Source organism: Actinoplanes regularis, assembly GCF_900188005.1.
GTDB lineage: Bacteria > Actinomycetota > Actinomycetes > Mycobacteriales > Micromonosporaceae > Actinoplanes > Actinoplanes regularis.
In genome coordinates, this window is record NZ_FZNR01000001.1 from 552831 (window position 1) to 570632 (window position 17802).

Below are 17802 nucleotides of genomic sequence, written 5' to 3' on the forward strand. Positions count from 1 at the left end.
GCAACGAGGCCGCCGGAACGAGGTTGCGACGCATCCGACAGGCCGATCACCTGTGCTCGGCGCGGCGCGTTCAAGAACGGTGTGAGCCTCCCGCCGAACTTCCGTTCCGACGTCGAAGGTCTCCGCGCGGTCGCGGTGCTGCTGGTCGTGCTGGGTCACGCCGGAGTGCCCTTCGCCGCCGGCGGCTACGTCGGCGTGGACGTCTTCTTCGTGATCTCCGGCTTCCTGATCACCTCGCTACTGCTGCGAGAGGCGGCCGGCGGCCGGATCTCGATCCGCCGGTTCTACGCCCGGCGGGCCCTGCGGCTGCTGCCGGCCGCCGCGTTGGTGCTGGTCAGCACGCTGATCGCGGCCCGGTTCTGGCTGCCGTCGATCCGGATGGGCGAGTTGGCCCGGGACGCGCTGTCGGCCACCGGATACGTCGCCAACCTGAGATTCGCCAGCACCGGTACGGACTACCTGAACGCCGACGCGCCCCCGTCACCGTTCCAGCACTTCTGGTCGCTCGCCGTGGAGGAGCAGTTCTACCTGGTCTGGCCGCTGCTGCTCCTGCTGCCCAAGCGCAAGCACCTGCTCATCGGACTGGTCGCCGCCTCGTTCGTCGCCGGCGTGCTGGAGACCGAGCGGTCGGTGTCGTGGGCGTACTTCGGCCCGCACACCCGGGCATGGGAGCTGGGGGTGGGCGCGCTGCTGGCGCTCTTCGCGGGCCGCCTGCAGAGCGTGCCGGGCCTGCGGAACGGCTGGCTGGGCGGGGCCGGCCTGGTGACGATCCTCACCGCGGCCCTGTGCTTCGACGACTCGACGCGGTACCCCGGCTTCGCCGCCCTGCTCCCGGTGGCCGGCGCGGCCGCCGTGCTGGCCGGTGGTCTCCGCCCGCTCGGCGCCCGCCCGCTGCAGTTCGTCGGCCGCCTCTCCTACGGCTGGTACCTGTGGCACTGGCCGGTGCTGCTGATCGGCCCGGGCGCGCTCGGTGTGGACCCGTCCCTGCCGCTCGCCCTGGTGCTCTCGGTCGCCGCGCTCGGCCTGGCCTGGGTGACGTATCACCTGGTGGAGAACCCGCTCCGGCACAACCGGCGACTACGCGTCCGACCCGCCCAGGCGCTCGGCCTGGGCGCCGGGCTCTCCGGGGCGGTGGCCGCCACCGCGGTCGCCATCGCACTGCTGCCGCATCCGGTGCCGGCCGGGGCGGCGATCCGGGACCTGCGGACGGCGACCCTGCACGCCGCCGACCCGTACGAGGTGATCGCCCACGCGGTCCGGGCCGGCCGCACGGCCCGCTCCCTGCCGGCGAACCTGACCCCGCAGCTCTCCGAGGTGAACGCGGACAAGGCCCAGGTCTGGGCGGACGGCTGCCACGTGGAGTCGCCGGCGAAGGTCGCCCCGACCGGCTGCCTCTACGGCGACCTGAACTCGCGCACCACGGTCGCCCTCTTCGGCGACTCGCACGCCGCCCAGTGGTTCCCCGCCCTGGAACGGGTGGCGATCAAGCGGCACTGGCGACTGGTGTCGCTGAGCAAGTCCTCCTGCTCCGCGGCCGACCTGCGGCTCTGGCACGGCGGCCAGAAACGCGAGTACACCGAGTGCGCGCTGTTCCGTAAATCGGCGCTGGCCCGCTTCCGGACCCTGAAGCCGTCCCTGGTGGTGATCGGGTCGAGCTTCAACTACCGCCCGGTCGACACCAGCACCCCTGAGCAGCCCCAGTGGGAGGCGGCCTGGCGGCGGACGTTCGCCGCGTTCACCGGGATGGGCACGCGGGTGGCGCTGATCACCGACACCCCGTACCTCGCCGAACGGGCACCGAACTGCGTGGCCCGGCAGGCCCGTCTCCAGCGCATCAACCGCTGCGGGAAGAGCGCGGAGACGGCCCTGCGCGGTCCGGCACAGCGGGCGGCGATCGCGCAGATCACCGACCCGAAGGTCACCGTGATCGACCCGGTCCCGTGGCTCTGCACGTCGTTCTGCCCGCCCGTGATCGGGAACGTGCTCGCCTACCGGGACTCGAACCACCTGACCACGACGTACGTCGAGACGGTGGCCCCGCTGCTGGACGCCGCCCTGCCTAAGCCTTGAGCAGGTCCGCGAGGGTCGGCGGGCGCAGCCGGTCGACCACCACGGTCAGTTCCGTGTCGTGGTCGCGGCAGAGCTGGGCGAGTCGCTCGGCGAGCAGGTCGTCCCAGGCCCGGCCGGGCCGGTGCCGCTCCCAGGTGGCCCGGTCCGGCAGGTACTCCAGCACCACCCCGAGCTTGCGCAGCAGCGAGAACGCCGGATCGTCGGTGAGGACCACCGGCCGGTGGTCCGGCGTCACCAGCAGGCGCTGGTTGATCGTGACCAGGAGGTCGCGCAGTGCGTCGTGGTCCAGGCCGATCGCGACGTACAGGTGGGCCGGCCGGCGCTGGACCGACGGCGCCCGGGTGGCCTGCCCGGGTACGACCGGCATCCCGCCCCGGCCCGGCCGTAGCCGCCGGACCAGACCGCGGATCAGTCGGGGCGAGGTACGCAACGGTTCCTTGGCGAACGAGACCAGCGCCCGTCCCAGCCGGTACGAGCCGCTGTCGCTGAGCCGCCGGCTCTTCTCCCGCTCCCGGTCACGTTGCTCGGTGAGCCGATCGCAGCGGGCCCGCCAGGAGTCGCGCTCCAGCTCGACCGAGCGCATCCGCCCGGTCAGCGCGGCGATCTCCCAGCGCAGTCGCTCGAGCTCCAGCCCGGTGGGGGAAGCGGCCGGGGCCATGGTGGATGAGTCGGACATGTTCACGCTCCGGTTCGTACGTTCTCCGCCGCCAGCTCGGCCAGCCAGCGCGCCGCCTCCCGCGCCCCGTTACCGATCCCGGCCGCAGCGCTTCGCCGGGCCAGTCGCTCGCGCACCTCCGGCCGTACCGCCTCGGCCAGCACCCGGTCCAGTTCGTCGCTCGCCGGGTCCTCGACGCAGAGCGCGACACCGGCCGCCGCCGCGAACCTGGCCCGGGCCACCTGGTCGTCCAGCGACGTCTCCCGATTCGGCACGAACACCGCCGGCACCCCGAAGGCGAGCAGTTCGTGGAAGGAGTTGTAGCCGGACGCGCTGACCACCAGGTCCAAGCCACGCAGGTAACGGCTGATCGGATAGACCTTGACCACCCGGGTCCCGGGCAGCGGCGGCAGCGGTTCGGTCGCGATCATCGACTCGGCGAGCAGCACCTGGAAGCCGGCCTCGCACAGGTGCGCGGCGATCCGGCCGACCGGCGACGCGATGTCGTTGATGTTCCCGGCGCCGAGCTGCAACAGCGCGGCCGGGCGGTCCTCCGCCAGCCCGAGCGCGGCCCGCGCCTCCGCCGGGCCGGCCAGGTCGGCGTGGTCCAGCAGCATGATCGGGTCGACCCGGTGCACACCGGCCCGGTCCGCCACGGTCGGGCCCTCGTCGGCGGCCGCGGCGAACTCGCCGGGCTCCAGGATGCCGTCGAAGGCGGAGCCCTTGGCGATCCAGTCGGTGCCGGTGTCCCGCCGCCACATCGGCCGGCGCACCCAGATCCAGGTGACGTCCGGGCGGGCGGTCGCGGCGGCCACGATGCCGTCGTGCGGGACGCTGTCGACCGCGACCACGGCCGGGCGGTGCAGGTCGACCAGGTGCTCCAGGCGCGACCGCAGGAAGCCGGCCCAGCGCTGCCTGGGCAGCCCGAGCACGGTGCGGGACGGCAGGTATTCGGTGAGGAAGCCCTCCTCGTGGGCGACCGAGGCGCCGTACGACTGGGTGGCGATCACCGCCGGATGGCCCTCCGGCAGCCGGCGGCCGATCGCCATCAGCCGCGACAGGTGCCCGAGACCGGCGCCGTTGTCGCTGAGCATCAGCACCGGCCGGGGCCGGGGTACCGGGGCCGGACGCCGGGCCGGTGCCGGGGCGCGGTGCGCGGCCGGGCGGGCGCCGGCCCCGCGCGCGGCGAGGCGGGCCAGGTGGGCGGCGGTGCCGTACCGGCTCTCGACGAAGTCCCGGGCCCGGGTGGCCACCCGCCGGTACCGCTCCCGGTCCGCCCAGAGCTCGCGGACCAGCGGTTCCACACCGGCCGGCGTCGAGTAGAGGGCGGCGTCGCCGAAGATCGGCCGGAAGTGCTCGCCGATGATCGCGGGCACCCCGGCGGCCATCGCCTCCAGGATCGTCCGGCCGAACGCCTCGACCAGGTCGGGGTCGTGGAAGTAGACGAAGAAGTCGATGCTGCGCAGGAAGTCGGGCGGCTGCTCGCCGCCGAACGGGACCACGTCCCAGCCGGCCGGGAGCCGGCCCAGCAGCCGGGTGGCGATCTCCCCGCCGCCCAGCACCCGGACCCGCAGGTCGGCTCGGTCCGGGTAGGCCCGCAGCAGCTCGTCGGCGGTCCGCGGCCACTTCACCGGATCGGCCCGCCCGTGCCGGCCGAGCACCGGCACGTCGGCGACCGGTCCGGTCCGCTCGGTCCACCACTGCGCCACATCGATGATCTCGTGCCAGTCCTCGGCCGACAGCGGCGCGACCGGCAGCGCACTCCGGATCGGCGGGCTGATCGGCGCCCACTCGATGCCGGCACCCTCGATGCCGGGGCCGAAGTACAGCTCGACCCGGTCCCGGACCTCGTCGAAGTCGTAGTAGCGGCGCGGGTCCGCGGCGTCGCCCGGGGCCTGGTTGAGCACCATGACGGTGTGGCCGGCGCGGATCCGGGGCACCACGGCCAGGTCGGCGGTGAAGATCCGGGGCTGGCGGATCACCAGCAGCCGGGCGTGCGTGACGGCGTCCGGCGCGGCCAGCTCGGCCAGCCCGTCCCGGAGCAGGTCGGCGATCCGCGGGCTGAACGGCAGGCCGTCCCGGTTGTGCGGGGACGGCACGTGCACCAGAACCGTGCGCAGTCCGGCCTCGGCCTGGGCGCGCACCTCGGCCGCGATGGCCGTCGAGTTACCACCCGGGTAGCGAAAGTCCGAGAGGATCGCCACGTCATGGGCGGTCGTGGTCATGATCGTGCACTCCCGCTGTTCGGTCCCGGTCTCCGGTGGCGCAGTCCCCGGAGTGCAACGACCCGTGGGGCGCTCACGTCACGCCGCGCCGGGCCGGGGCGTTGGGCAGACCATGCGGACGCACATCACCCCGGGCGCGTACGGATCCGCCCTGCTCGAACGGCAGCTGCGGGTCCTGGAAAGCACCGGTCCGGACGGTCCGGCGACGGCCGCGCTGGCGGCACGGTCGGCGGACGCGCGGGCCCTGCTCGCGTACGCGGCCGGAGTCACCGACCTGGACGCCCTGCTCGCCGGCGTCGATCAGCCGGCGCCCTCCGCCGACCCGTGGGCGCTCGGCGAACTGGCCCGGGTGATCGCCGGCCAGGACCTGGAGCCGGAGGACCGGGCCGACGGCCTCCGGCTCCTCGACGCGCTGCTGCGTGTCCACGGGCCGGACGCGATCGCCCCGGAGCATCAGGGCCTGCACGCCCAGCTGGCCCTCTCGGCCGGCCGGGCGGCCGAGCTGTCGGAGCGGTATCCCCGGATCCCCGGGCCGGTCCGGGAAGCGCTCGCCGTCGACCTGGCCGAGCCGTCCGGCTGGCTCGAACGCTTCAACGGCCTGCTGCCCGCACCGGGGATCACGCTCGCGGACACGCCCGGGCCCCGCTTCGACCGGATCCTCTCCGGCCGGGTCGACCAGGTTGGCGCCGCGCGGCGGATCACCACGATCGTCACCACCTACCGGCCCGGGCCGGCGCTGCTGGTCACGATCCGCTCGCTGATCGCACAGAGCTGGGCCGACCAGGAGATCCTGATCGTCGACGACGGCTCGGCGCAGGCCGCGATCCTGGACGAGGCCGCCGGGCTCGACCCGCGGGTCCGGGTGCTCCGGCTGCCCGTGAACGGCGGGACCTACCTGGCCCGCAACGCCGGCCTGGACGCCGCGACCGGGGAGTTCGTGACATTTCAGGACTCCGATGACTGGTCGCATCCGCTCCGGCTGGAACGCCAGGTCGCACCGCTGCTCGCGGACCGGGACCTCTTCGCCACCACGTCGGCGGGGATGCGGGTCAGCGCGGATCTCCGGGTGACCCGGCCCGGTTATCCGGCGCACCGCTCGTACAACCTGTCGTCGCTGATGCTGCGCCGGGAACCGGCCCTGGCGAGACTCGGCTACCTGGACACCGTCCGCAAGGGAGCGGACGCGGAATACGTCGAGCGCGCCCGCGCGGTCTTCGGCCGCCCCGCCGTTCAGCACCTGAGCCGCGAGACCCTGGCGCTGATCCGGCTCTCCGACGGCTCGCTCTCCGGCACCGACATGGCGCCCGGGTGGATGCATCCGGCCCGGTACGCGTACCTCTCGGCGTTCCAGACCTGGCACGCCCGGGTCGCCGACGGCCGGGAGCCCGCCTTCCGGCCGCGCACGCCGGCGACCCGGGCGTTCGCCGCCGCCCGCGGCGTGGCCGGGAACACCGCCGCACCCGTCGCCGTCGACCTGGTCCTGGCCGGGGACTTCACCCGGCCGGAGAGCGCCGAGCCGGTCCGGGCCCTGCTCGCCGGCGGCGTGCCGGTCACCGTGCTGCACCTGCCGGTACTGGGCGCGGCGACCCGCAACCTCGACCCGGACGTGCAGCAGATGATCAACGTCGGCGCGGTGGACCAGGTGATGCTCGACGACCGGGTGCACGCGAAGCTGGTCGTGGTGCGCGGTCCCGCGTCGCTCGCCTTCGCCTCCGCGCTGCCCAGCGGTCTGCGCGCCGACCGGGTGGTGATCGAGGAGGACGCCGCCTGGGCCCGCGCCGCCGAGGCGTGCGCGGCCGCGGCCCGCCGGTTGTTCGGGGTGGAGCCGGCGCTGGCCGCGCTCCCGCCCACGGTGGATCCCCGCAGGTGGCGGATGGCGCGCGGGGTGCCGTCGGCCGATCGGCCGGTCCTCGGGCGGTTCATCGGCGACGATCCCGAGGGGTTGCGGTCGCTGTGGCGTGCGGTGGGCGATTCACTGCATTTCGACGTACGAATCCTGAACCGCGCCGCCGGCACGACCGGGGACCGGCTCCCACCCGGTTGGCTCAGCTACCGGGAACCGGACGTCTCGCCGCGCGGCTTCCTCCACCAGCTCGACTTCTATCTCGGCTTCTCCGGCCCGGAGCACCCCGACGCGGGCTGCTCGGACGCTCCGGCGGACCTGCTCGCCCCGCTCGCCGCCGGCTGCGTCCTGCTGCTGCCGCCCGATCGGGAACCGGAGTACGGCCCGGCCGCCGTCTACTGCACCCCCGGTGACCTGCACCGGATCGTGCGCCGCCTGCATCGCAGCCCGGCCCGCTGGTCCGCGCAGAGCGCCCGTGGTCGCGACTTCGCCCGGCGCCACCACCACGGCCGCTACGCCGACGCCGTGCTGGCCCTGCTGCACCCGGCCTGAGGCGGCACCGGCCCACGCCGCCCACCGCGGGGCGCGGCCGAAAGGCCCGCTCAGGGGACTCCACCGGTCGTACCGGAAAGGGATTGAGCGCGACCGGCGGCGGCCCGGCGCCCGCGGGAGGGTTTTTCAGCAACCAATCAGCGACGCATCGACAACCGTACGGCGATCAAAGGAGCGAGAGGACCCGCCGAAGGGAACGGTGAACCTGGCCGCAAGCCAGGCGCCGAACTCGGAGAGGGTCCACTGTGCGCTCACTGTTCCGTCGTTTCGCCGCTGTCACCGCCGTCGTCACCGCCACCGCGCTCGTCGCGTCGCTCATCGCGTCGCCCGCCAACGCCGCGGTCTCCGTGAACGCACAGCAGGCTGACATCGTGAAGCTGACCAACGTGCAGCGCGCCGCCCACGGCTGCCCCGCCCTCAAGGTCGACAGCCGGCTGACCGCCGCGGCTCGCGGCCACAGCGCCTACATGGCGCAGACCGGCAACTTCAGCCACACCGGCCGGGGCGGCTCGAGCTTCGCCGCCCGTGAGAAGGCCGCCGGTTACCCGAGCCCGTCCGCGGAGAACATCGCCTACGGCTACGTCGGCAAGGACCTGGTCATCGCGTGGATGAAGAGCCCGGGTCACCGCACCAACATCCTCAACTGCAAGTCCAAGACCGTCGGCGTCGGCGTCGTTTACAAGGGCGCCACCGCGTACGTCACCCAGGACTTCGGCTACTGATCCTTCGACACCCGGCACCCCCGTCGCTTCATGCGGCGGGGGTGCTTGCCGTCGCCAGCTCGGCGGAGCGGACATACGAGAGGATCGCGTGCCGCCCCAGCAGCTCGCCCTCGCGGGTCAGGCCACTGGTGGTGGCCAGCCAGCGATCGATGGCGGCCTGCTCGTCCTTGCGGTTCGCGTCGTCGAAGACGATCGTGGCGCGGTCGGCCAGGCGCGGGGCGACGACCGGTAGCGCGGGGTGCCGGCTGTCCGGTCCCACGGCCGCCGGCGGGCCGTCGACCAGCAGGAAGTCGATGCCGTCGAGGTCTTCCAGGGCGGCCGGTTCGTACCACGGGTAGGTGCGGTCGCCCAGCTCCACCGGGGTCAGCGGGGCGTCGCGCACCTCGGCGACCCCGGTCAGCCCGTGCGCCCGGAGGGCGGCGCGGGTGCGGTCGGCGTACTCCGGGTCGTGGTCCAGCGAGATCAGCTTGCCGCCGGTCTGCTCCAGCACGTAGCCGAGCCAGACCGTGGACGTGCCGCTGCCCAGCTCGAGGACGAGCCGGGGCCGCCGGGAACGGACCAGGAAGAGCAGTTCCAGCAGGTCTGTCGGATTCAGCGCATAGTCGCCGGAGGACGGCATCGGGGCGCGCGGCGTGCAGCCCTGGAAGAGCTGCACGGTCGCCTCCACCTCGCGGGGCACGGCGAAGCGCAGGTCACGTACGCCCCGGTCGGTGATCCGCTGCACCCGGGCGACCGCGTCGGTCAGCTCCCGGTGCCGGTCGGCGGCGTCGAGGCGCTGCCGTTCCACCGCGGAGACCACCCGCCGCTGCGTCTGGTCCAGCACGATCCGCAGGTCGCGGAGTTCCCGGTGGTCGGCGCGCAGCCCGAGCATCCGCTGGTTCAGCCGCAGCACCCCGGCCATGACCAGCGCGAGCAGCATCGCGATCAGGCACATCGCCACCCGCCCGGCGTCGCCGAGCGCGGCCGCCGTGATCCCGGCGACCAGCAGGGAGGTGAGCGCGACGGTGCCGAGGGTCAGCGGGCCGAGTCCGCGGGCCCGGCCGGCCAGCTTGCGAAGATCCATTTGTCGCCACCTCCCGTGCCCGCACGCGGCCGCGGGGGCGGCCACACCCTCCCCTAACGGCCCAACCGAAGCCGTCGTTACGCCAGTAGCTCCGCCACCCGGCCGGCGAACAGGTCCGGGTGGTACGCCTTCGCCAGCACCAGCCGGTCCCGCCGGCGCTGTTCCGCCGCGAGCGCCGGATCCCGCTGATGGCGCCGCACCACGTCGGCGATCTCACCAGGCCCACAGTGGACACCGACCGGAGCGGCTGACACGGTCACCACGACGCAACCCATCGCGGCCGCGTCCAGCACCGGCCGCTCCGACTCCGCCGAGTTCAGGTAGAAGTCGAGTTGTCCGAGGAACTCCCGGGGGTCCACCTCGGAGCCCCGGTAGACCAGGCGCTCGGCGGGCTGCCGGGGCAGACGCACCCCGTCGGCGACCAGGATCCGCTCGTCGGCACCGGTCAACCCGCCGAGGACGGCCAGTTGCCGGCGATCGGTCACCTCGGTGCCGACCACCGGGATCCCCGGGATCGCCGAGCGGGGCGGCGCGACCGGCGCGGCGGCCACGGTCGGCAGGTCAAAATCGGTCATGGGCAGGTCTCCCGCGGCTGCGCGGACCGCCGGGCCGCGCGGGCACCAGAGCGGGGTCACCCCGAACAGCCGCCCGATCGCGACGGCACAGGCCGCCGGCGCGCCGCGCGGCGCCTCGTCGAGGAGGATTCGCACGGTACGGGGTACGACCCGCACCTCCTCCACGGGCGCGAACCGCAGCACCTCGGCCTGCCGGACCAGCAGCAGCCCGCAACGCACCGGGTCGGTGAGCACCACCTGCCCCAGCCGTCCCGCGTTGACCAGGTCCTGCACCGCGTGATGCACCGGCAGCCGGGTGCGCTCCAGCCGCCGCCAGTCCTCCAGGTGCAGGATCGCCACCCGCAGCCCCCGCGCGAGCAGCGCCTCGATCTCGGCCAGCGCGGACCGCTGGGTCTCCCCCACGGCGCGCCAGTCGGCCGCGACGATCACGTCGTACCCGGTGATCGGGATCTCGCTCGAAGCGGACCGCGACAGGTAAGCCGGCGCCGGGAACGGACGATCCGCACCGTCCCGCGGCCGGAAGGCCGGCGCACCCTCGGCGATCCGGCGGTGCCAGGCGACGTAGCCGGAGCGGTAGGCGGCCCGGGCCGGGTGGATCCAGTACGGCAGGATCTCGGCCCGCGACAGCGATCCGGTGGAGAGCCGGATCAACGCCAGGTGCACCGGCAGGTGGCGGACCGCCCGCGGACCGAAGGCGGCGACGATCCGGTCGATGTACTCGGAGTCGCCGCCCTTGCGGACCACGTCCAGGTAACCGGCCCGGGCGAGGACCGCTTCCCGGCGGAACAGCAGCGCGGACGGGTTGAGTTTGCCGCCGCGCCGGCCGAGCCGGGTCAGCGTCAGGTCCTCGGTGACCCGGCGGCCGTCCGACGTGGACGCGACCAGGCCGGGCTCCGCCAACAGCGGCATGACCTGCGATTCCAGCCTGCGCGGGTGTGACCAGTCGTCGGAGTCCTGAAACGTCACGAAGTCACCGGTCGCCGCGTCCAGGCCGGCGTTGCGGGCGACATAGGTCCCGGCGTTCTCGGCCTGCCGCAACAGGCGCACCCGTGGGTCCAGCCCCGCGGCCCGCTCCAGGATCTCGTCGAACGCCGGCGGCGACGCGTCGTCCACCACCAGCACCTCCAGATTGCGCCAGGACTGCCGGAGGATCGAGCGGACCGCGGTGAGCAGCCCCTCGTCCGGGCGGTACGCGGTGACCACCACGGTGATCCGTTCCGGTCGTTCCACCGGCGACGGCTCGGCGGTGCACAACCGGTCGAAGGGCGGCAGGTGCTCCCGGTCGTCCAACCCGACCGCCGGCGCCGGCAGCCCGGCCCGGAACAGGCGCAGCCAGCGGCCCATCGGCCGGCCCGGGTTCCGGAACGGGTTGGCCCGGTCGGTGACGATCTCGTGCCGCACCTGCCGGTCCACCCGGAACTTCGGCGCGCCGGCCAGTTGGGCGTAGACCGCGCGCTGGCGGCGCGGCACCGCACGGACGCCGAGCAGCTCGAACACCGCGAGGGCGTCGGCGCGGTCCGTCGCCCCCACCTCCTGCAACGCGATGACCTGCGCGAGGACGGCAAGCAGCGCCGGCCGGACCGCCTCGCGCCGCGCCCGCAGCCAGCCGTCCTGCCCGTCACGGGCCGCCGTCAGCAGCTCGGCCAGCGTGCCCGTGCCGCCCAGCCCGGCATGGGCCAGCTCGTCGCGCAGGCCCACCGCGCGGTTGCGCACCGCGGCGGCGACCAGGGCGACCGGATCCTCTTCCCCGAACATCGATGGTCCAACGCGCTACCCGCGCCGGGGTTACACCGCGGCGAGCACGGCCCGTTGCACCCGGTCCCGGGCGTCCTGGTCGGGCCACGTGCCGACCAGGTAGAACGCGTCGACGACGTCACCGCCGAGGGTGGAGATGCGGGCCGCCCGGATCTCCGCGCCGGCCTCGTCGAGCGCGGTCGTCACCCGGTAGAGCAGACCCGGGGAGTCGGCCGCGCGCAGCTCCAGCACCACCGCGTCGGTCGCGGCGGCCCGCTGCCAGATCACCTTCGGCTCGGGGGTACCGCCGCGGGCGCTCATCGCGCGAGCGCGGACCCGCTGGGTCACCGAGACGTCGCCGGAGGCGACGCGGCGCAGGTCGGCGGTGAGGGCGACCGGATCGTACGGCGTTCCGTAGCGCGGCTGCGTGTAGAACTCGACGATCGCCCGCCCGTCCACCGTCGAGGTGTTCGCGGCCACCACGTCCAGCCGGTGCATGGCCAGGCAGGCGGTCACCCCCGCGAGCAGGCCCCGGCGGTCGGACGCGGCGACCGAGACCTTGTCGCCGTCCAGGTGCACCACCGGCAGCGTGCCGTTGAGCAGCTCGGGATCGGGCTCGGGCGGCTCGGGCAGGGCGCCGGTGTCCAGCGCGGTGTGCACCCGGCGAACCAGCTCGGCCATCAGCCGGCCCTTCCAGTCCGACCAGGCGGCCGGGCCGGTGGCGTGCGAGTCGGCCCGGGCCAGCGCGTGCAGCAGGTCGAGGGTGGTGGAGTCGCCGACCTGCTCGGCGACCGTGGAGATGGTCTTCGGGTCGGCCAGGTCGCGGCGGGTGGCCACCTCCGGGAGGAGCAGGTGCAGCCGGACCATCTTCTCGACGGTGGCCACGTCGGACGGCGGCAGGCCGAGCCGGGCGGCGATGTCGGCGGCGATCGGCGCGCCCACGACGCTGTGGTCGCCCGGCAGTCCCTTTCCGACGTCGTGCAGGAACGCGCCGAGCAGCAGCAGGTCCGGGCGGTCCACCTCGCGGGCGTACTTGGTGGCCTCGTAGGCGGCCTGCACCAGGTGCCGGTCCAGGGTGAACCGGTGGATCGGGTGGTGCTGCGGGAGGCTGCGCATCCGGGCCCACTCGGGGAGCCAGGCGTCGATCAGGCCGTACCGGTCGCAGGTCTCCCAGGTCGGCAGCAGGCCGGGGCCGGCGCCGAGCAGCGAGACCAGCGCGGCGCGGGCGGCCGGCGGCCACGGGGTGGGCAGCGGCGGGCAGAAGGCGGCGAGCCACTCGCAGGTGGCCCGGGCGATCGGGAGTCGCGTGGTGGCGGCCGCCGCGGCCACCCGCAGGGAGAGGCTGGGGTCCGGAACCGGGCCGATCGCGGTGCGGGCGAGTACCAGCTCGCCGTTCTGCTCGACCACGTCCCGGGCGATCGGGCGGCGGGCCGACGCGGCCGGGGCGCCGGGCCGGCGGCGGTTGCCGCGCAACCGGTCGATGGCGCGCCAGGCGTCGTCGACGGCGTGCGCGACCGTACGCGCGTCGCCGGAGACCCTCCTGAGCAGCGTGTCCGGGTCCTCGATCTCCAGCAGGCCGGCGACCGTGGCCCGCTCCTGGGCGACCAGGCGGTCCACCCGGCGGCCGACCGCGAGGTGCAGGGCGTCCCGGGTGTCCAGCAGCCGCAGGGTGGCGGCGCGCACCGCGGGGCGCATGGTGTCGGCGATCCCGGCGCGGCCGATGCCGCGCAGCAGGGTCACGTCGCGCAGCCCGCCGGCCGCCTCCTTGAGATCGCCCTCGAGCAGGAAGGCCAGCTCGCCGTGGCCGGCCCAGCGGGTCTTGGTGAGTTCCTTGAGCTGCGGCATCAGGCGGACCGCGGTGCGCCGCCACTGGTCTCCGGCGGCCGCGATCAGGTCGGCGGAGAGCCCGGCGTCGCCGGCCACGTGCCGGGCGTCGAGCAGGCCGAGGGCGACCTTGACGTCGTCGTGGGCGACCGAGAGCGCCTCGGGCAGGGTGCGCACCGAGTGGTCCAGGCCGAGCCGGGCGTCCCAGATCGGGTACCACAGCGCGGAGGCGATCCGGTCGATCCCGGCTGTCCCGTTGTGCAGCAGCACCAGGTCCAGGTCGCTGTACGGGGCACAGTCGCGGCGGCCCAGCCCGCCCACCGCGAGCAGGCTGACGCCGGTGAGGTGGCTCGGGAAGAGCTCTTTCAGCCAGACGTCGAGTGCCACGGCGCGCTTGTCGCGCGCCGTGGCACCCAGATGTTCGCGAAGTTTGTCGAGCGAGTCGCCGGCAGCCGGGCGTGCGGGCGGGGCCGGCGGCTCACTCAACGGGTTGGTCATGTGCTTACAGCGCGTCCAGGCCGCGCTCGCCGGTGCGGACCCGGATGACGTCGTCGACCGTCGTCACCCAGACCTTGCCGTCACCGATCTTGCCGGTCCGCGAGGCGGTCACCACGGCGTCGACGATCTTCTCGACGTCGATCTCGTCCGTGATCACCTCTACCTTGATCTTCGGGAGGAACTCGACGGTGTACTCGGCACCCCGGTACACCTCGGTGTGCCCCTTCTGCCGGCCGTAGCCCTGTACCTCGCTCACGGTGAGCCCGGCGACGCCGAGGGCGTGCAGAGCCTCCTTCACCGCGTCGAGCTGGTACGGCTTGATGACCGCGGTCACCAGCTTCATGCTCAGTCCTTCCATTCCAGCAGCCATGGGAGAGATTAACCGGGGATCTTCTGGCTGGTGTCAGCCTTGCCATCGGCGTCAACCTTGCCGTCGGCGTCGACCGACTTGGTCGTCCCGATGCCCGCCAGGGCGAACGCTCCGCCGCCGCCGGAACCCGCGGCCGGGGTGAAGTCGTACGCGGTCTCGCCGTGGTCCGAGATGTCGATGCCGCCGACCTCGGCCTCCTCGCTGACCCGCAGGGCCTTGACCTTCTTCAGGACGAAGGCGATCAGGGCCGCGGCGAGCAGGGAGTACACCGTGACCGCCGCGCTGCCGACGAACTGCCGGCCGAGCTGGGTGAAGCCGCCGCCGTAGAAGAGACCGTCCTTGGCACCGAGCACATCGGAGATCGCGGCGTTCGCGGTGTTGGTGGCGAAGAGACCGATGAAGAGCGAGCCGATCCAGCCGCCGACGAAGTGGACGCCGACCACGTCGAGCGAGTCGTCGTAGCCGAAGCGGTACTTCAGGCCGACCGCCAGGGCGCAGACCACACCGGCGATCAGGCCGAGCAGCACGGCCGGCAGCGGGGCGATGAAGCCACAGGCCGGGGTGATGGCGACCAGGCCGGCGACGGCGCCGGAGGAGGCGCCGACCAGGGTCGGCTTCTTGTCCCGGATCCACTCGACTGCGCACCAGCCGACCAGCGCCGCGGCGGTGGCGAGCTGGGTGTTGACGAACGCGATACCGGTGACACTGTCGACGGTCAGCTCGGAGCCCGCGTTGAAGCCGAACCAGCCGAACCACAGCAGGCCGGCGCCGAGGGCGACGAACGGGACGTTGTGCGGACGCATGTTCTCCCGCGGCCAGCCGACCCGCTTGCCGAGCACCAGGGCGACGCCGAGGGCGGCCGCACCGGCGTTGATGTGCACCGCGGTACCACCGGCGAAGTCGAGCGCGTGGAGCTTGGCGCCGATCCAGCCACCGCCCCAGACCCAGTGGGCGACCGGGACGTAGACCACCGTGAACCAGCCGATGGCGAAGAGCACCCAGCCGCCGAACTTGAGACGGTCCGAGAGGGCGCCGCTGATCAGGGCGACGGTGATGATGGCGAACATCATCTGGAACGCCATGAAGACGTAGACCGGGATGCCGGTGGTGCCCCAGAGGTCGCTGGACCAGCTGATGCTGGTCCCGCCGTACTGGGTGAGGTTGCCGATGAAGTTGTTCAGGCCCGCGCTGCCACTGGCGCCGAACGCGAGGCTGAAGCCGTAGAGCGCCCACAGCACCGAGATGATCCCGATGGAGGAGAAGCTCATCATCATCATGTTCAGGGTGCCCTTGGACCGGTTGAGGCCACCGTAGAAGAGCGCCAGGCCGGGGGTCATGAGCAAAACGAGCGCAGACGACAGGAGCAACCAAGCGGTGTTGCCGATGTTGATCTCCACGCTGCCTCCTCTCGGATTAGGTGTCCTCTCACACACGACCGAGTGGGGCGGCAATGCCTGTCGGCCGGTTCGACGCAGAGCGTTCCGGCTGGCTGTTTCGAGCACGGTCTACGCGCGATTTCCGGCGCGTCACGGGTTGTTTCCGACGTGTGAAGAAACTCTCACAGGCCGAATTCGATCATGATTGAGCTGGAAAAATGCCGAACGCGGCAATTACCAAGATCAACGGAGCGCGTACTCCAGCGTGTGCCGTTCGTAATCGAGCAGACGCAGGTCACGCATCGGACGGCGCAGATGGCCCTTGTGCACGATGCGGACGAAGGCCGGGTCACCGGCCGCCGCCATCCGGCGGATGCCCTCGACGTGGTCGACGATCCGCTTGCGGATGGTCCGCACCAGCCGGTGCCGGTCGCGCGGGATCAACCCGTACGCGTCCGCGAACAGTCGCAGGCGCCGCGGCCGGTTCGGCCGCTTCCAGCCGAGCGTGTACGAGTCCCGGTCGCTGAAGAGCGGCACCCAGGTCCACGCCGCATACGCCACGTCGTAGATCCGCGAGCCGGGTGAGGCCAGGTCGAAGTCGATCAGGGCGAGCGTGCCGTCCGGCCGCCAGACCACGTTGTGCGGTGCGGCGTCGTGGTGGCAGATCACCTCGGTGTCGGGCGGCGGCGGGCCGAAGGAGCGCCAGACCGCGCCGGGCGGGGGCACGAAGCCGTACTGCGCGTCGTGGAACATCCGCAGCATGGTGGCGACGGTGACCAGCGCCTCCTCGGTCACCCAATGCGGGGCCAGCGGGTACTCACCACACTCGCCGTCGAGGTAGGTGAGCACCTCGCGGCCCTTCTCGTCCATCCCCAGCGCGCTCGGCGAGCCGGTGAAACCGACCCGCTCCAGATGATTGAGCAGCGCGTGGACGGCCGGCGTCCACGGCCCCGCGTTACGCCGGACCGTGTCACCGAGCCGGGACACCGTGCTGACGTTGCCACCGTGCAGCGGTATCTCGCGCAGCGGCTCCTGCGTCACCCACAGCCTCCCTGAATGTCCCCGAACAGACCCGAGCCTACGCGGTTTCCCCGAGGAGAGCCTCGACGAAGGCCGCCGGCTCGAACGGCGCGAGGTCGTCCGGCCCCTCACCCAGGCCGACCAGCTTGACCGGGATCCCCAGCTTGCGCTGCACAGCGATGACGATGCCGCCCTTCGCGGTGCCGTCGAGTTTGGTGAGCACCACACCCGTGACATCCACCACCTCGGTGAATACCCGGGCCTGCTCCAGCCCGTTCTGCCCGGTGGTGGCGTCCAGCACGAGCAGCGTCTCGTCGACCGGGCCGTGCTTCTCCACCACCCGCTTGACCTTGCCCAGCTCGTCCATCAGGCCGACCTTGTTCTGCAGCCGGCCGGCGGTGTCCACCACCACGGTGTCGATGCCGACGTCGATGCCGCGCTTGACCGCGTCGAAGGCCACGCTGGCCGGGTCGCCACCCGCCGGGCCACGGACCGTCTCGGCGCCGACCCGCTCACCCCAGGTGACCAGCTGTTCGGTGGCCGCCGCGCGGAACGTGTCGGCCGCGCCGAACAGCACGGTGCGCCCGTCCGCGATCAGCACCCGGCCGATCTTCCCGCAGGTGGTGGTCTTACCGGCACCGTTCACGCCGACCACCATCAGAACCGCGGGCCGGCCGTCGTGCGGGGCGGTGTGCAGGCTGCGGTCAAGGTCCGGTTCGAGCGCGGCGATCAGTTCCTCGGTGAGCTGCTCGCGAACCCCGGCCACGGTCCGGGTGCCGAGGATCCGGACCCGCTCGCGCAGCCGCTCGACGATCACCTGGGTGGCCTCGACTCCGACATCCGCGGTGATCAGGCTGTCCTCGATCTCCTCCCAGTCGTCGTCCTCCAGGTGGTCCCGGGAGAGGACGGTGAGCAGGCCACGGCCCAGCGCGCTCTGCGAGCGGGCCAGCCGGGCACGCAGCCGGACCAGGCGGCCGGCGGTCGGCTCGGGCTTCTCGACGACCGGCGTGGGCGCCGCGACCGGCGGCTCCTCGATCACCGGCGCCTCGATCACCGGGGCCTCGGTCACCGGCGTCTCGGCGACGGGAGCCTTCTCGACGAGCGGGGGGAGCTCCTCCTCCGCGGGCACCGTGGGAACCGGCGGCGGCGGAAGCTCCTTGCGGCGCATCCTCGGCACGACCAGCCCGACCGCGCCCACGACCAGGACGACGAGCAGGATCACTGCGGCGACCACGTATTCCATGCCGAAATCCTGACAGATGAGCCGCCGGGCCG

General features: G+C 73.2%; 12 protein-coding genes. 3 read left to right on the forward strand and 9 right to left on the reverse strand.

Going from position 1 to position 17802, the window contains the following annotated elements:
• Window positions 1-81 precede the first annotated feature (81 nt).
• Window positions 82-2070 carry an acyltransferase family protein gene (locus CHC09_RS02405; RefSeq protein ID WP_089291256.1) on the forward strand — a complete coding sequence of 663 codons (1989 nt, stop codon included), beginning with the start codon at window positions 82-84 and terminating at the stop codon, window positions 2068-2070.
• Here CHC09_RS02405 and CHC09_RS02410 read toward each other — a convergent pair.
• Together CHC09_RS02410 and CHC09_RS02415 are read right to left on the reverse strand one after the other, a co-directional pair.
• Window positions 2060-2746 carry a hypothetical protein gene (locus CHC09_RS02410; RefSeq protein ID WP_239138056.1) on the reverse strand — a complete coding sequence of 229 codons (687 nt, stop codon included), beginning with the start codon at window positions 2744-2746 and terminating at the stop codon, window positions 2060-2062. The two genes, CHC09_RS02405 and CHC09_RS02410, sit on opposite strands and share 11 nt — an antisense overlap.
• Before the next feature lie 2 nt (window positions 2747-2748).
• Window positions 2749-4950, reverse strand: coding sequence for a glycosyltransferase (locus tag CHC09_RS02415; RefSeq protein WP_089291257.1), 2202 nt, complete (start codon window positions 4948-4950; stop codon window positions 2749-2751).
• Between the two features lie 112 nt (window positions 4951-5062).
• Here CHC09_RS02415 and CHC09_RS02420 point away from each other — a divergent pair, with 112 nt between their 5' ends.
• Together CHC09_RS02420 and CHC09_RS02425 are read left to right on the forward strand one after the other, a co-directional pair.
• Window positions 5063-7345, forward strand: a complete 2283-nt coding sequence (locus tag CHC09_RS02420; protein ID WP_089291258.1) for a glycosyltransferase — start codon at window positions 5063-5065, stop codon at window positions 7343-7345.
• Window positions 7346-7590: 245 nt separating this feature from the next.
• The gene (locus CHC09_RS02425) at window positions 7591-8067 is read left to right on the forward strand and encodes a CAP domain-containing protein (protein ID WP_089291259.1); all 477 of its coding nucleotides are present in this window, start codon (window positions 7591-7593) and stop codon (window positions 8065-8067) included.
• A 28-nt stretch (window positions 8068-8095) separates the two neighbouring features.
• Here CHC09_RS02425 and CHC09_RS02430 read toward each other — a convergent pair whose 3' ends face one another.
• From CHC09_RS02430 to ftsY, 7 genes are all read right to left on the reverse strand, one after another.
• Entirely contained in the window at window positions 8096-9130 is a 1035-nt protein-coding gene (locus tag CHC09_RS02430; protein WP_089291260.1) for an O-methyltransferase, read from the reverse strand.
• Window positions 9131-9207: 77 nt separating this feature from the next.
• On the reverse strand, window positions 9208-11460 hold the full coding sequence (locus CHC09_RS48295) for a glycosyltransferase family A protein (protein WP_089291261.1): 2253 nt from the start codon (window positions 11458-11460) through the stop codon (window positions 9208-9210).
• Between the two features lie 30 nt (window positions 11461-11490).
• Window positions 11491-13761, reverse strand: a complete 2271-nt coding sequence (locus CHC09_RS02440; protein ID WP_089291262.1) for a [protein-PII] uridylyltransferase — start codon at window positions 13759-13761, stop codon at window positions 11491-11493.
• A gap of 4 nt (window positions 13762-13765) precedes the next feature.
• Window positions 13766-14104, reverse strand: a complete 339-nt coding sequence (locus CHC09_RS02445; RefSeq protein ID WP_014694245.1) for a P-II family nitrogen regulator — start codon at window positions 14102-14104, stop codon at window positions 13766-13768.
• A gap of 35 nt (window positions 14105-14139) precedes the next feature.
• Window positions 14140-15468: an ammonium transporter gene (locus tag CHC09_RS02450; protein ID WP_373871881.1), complete on the reverse strand. Its 1329-nt coding sequence runs from the start codon at window positions 15466-15468 to the stop codon at window positions 14140-14142.
• Between the two features lie 282 nt (window positions 15469-15750).
• Window positions 15751-16548: an aminoglycoside phosphotransferase family protein gene (locus CHC09_RS02455; RefSeq protein WP_089291265.1), complete on the reverse strand. Its 798-nt coding sequence runs from the start codon at window positions 16546-16548 to the stop codon at window positions 15751-15753.
• Between the two features lie 37 nt (window positions 16549-16585).
• Window positions 16586-17770, reverse strand: coding sequence for a signal recognition particle-docking protein FtsY (ftsY, locus tag CHC09_RS02460; protein WP_089291266.1), 1185 nt, complete (start codon window positions 17768-17770; stop codon window positions 16586-16588).
• Window positions 17771-17802: the final 32 nt, after the last annotated feature.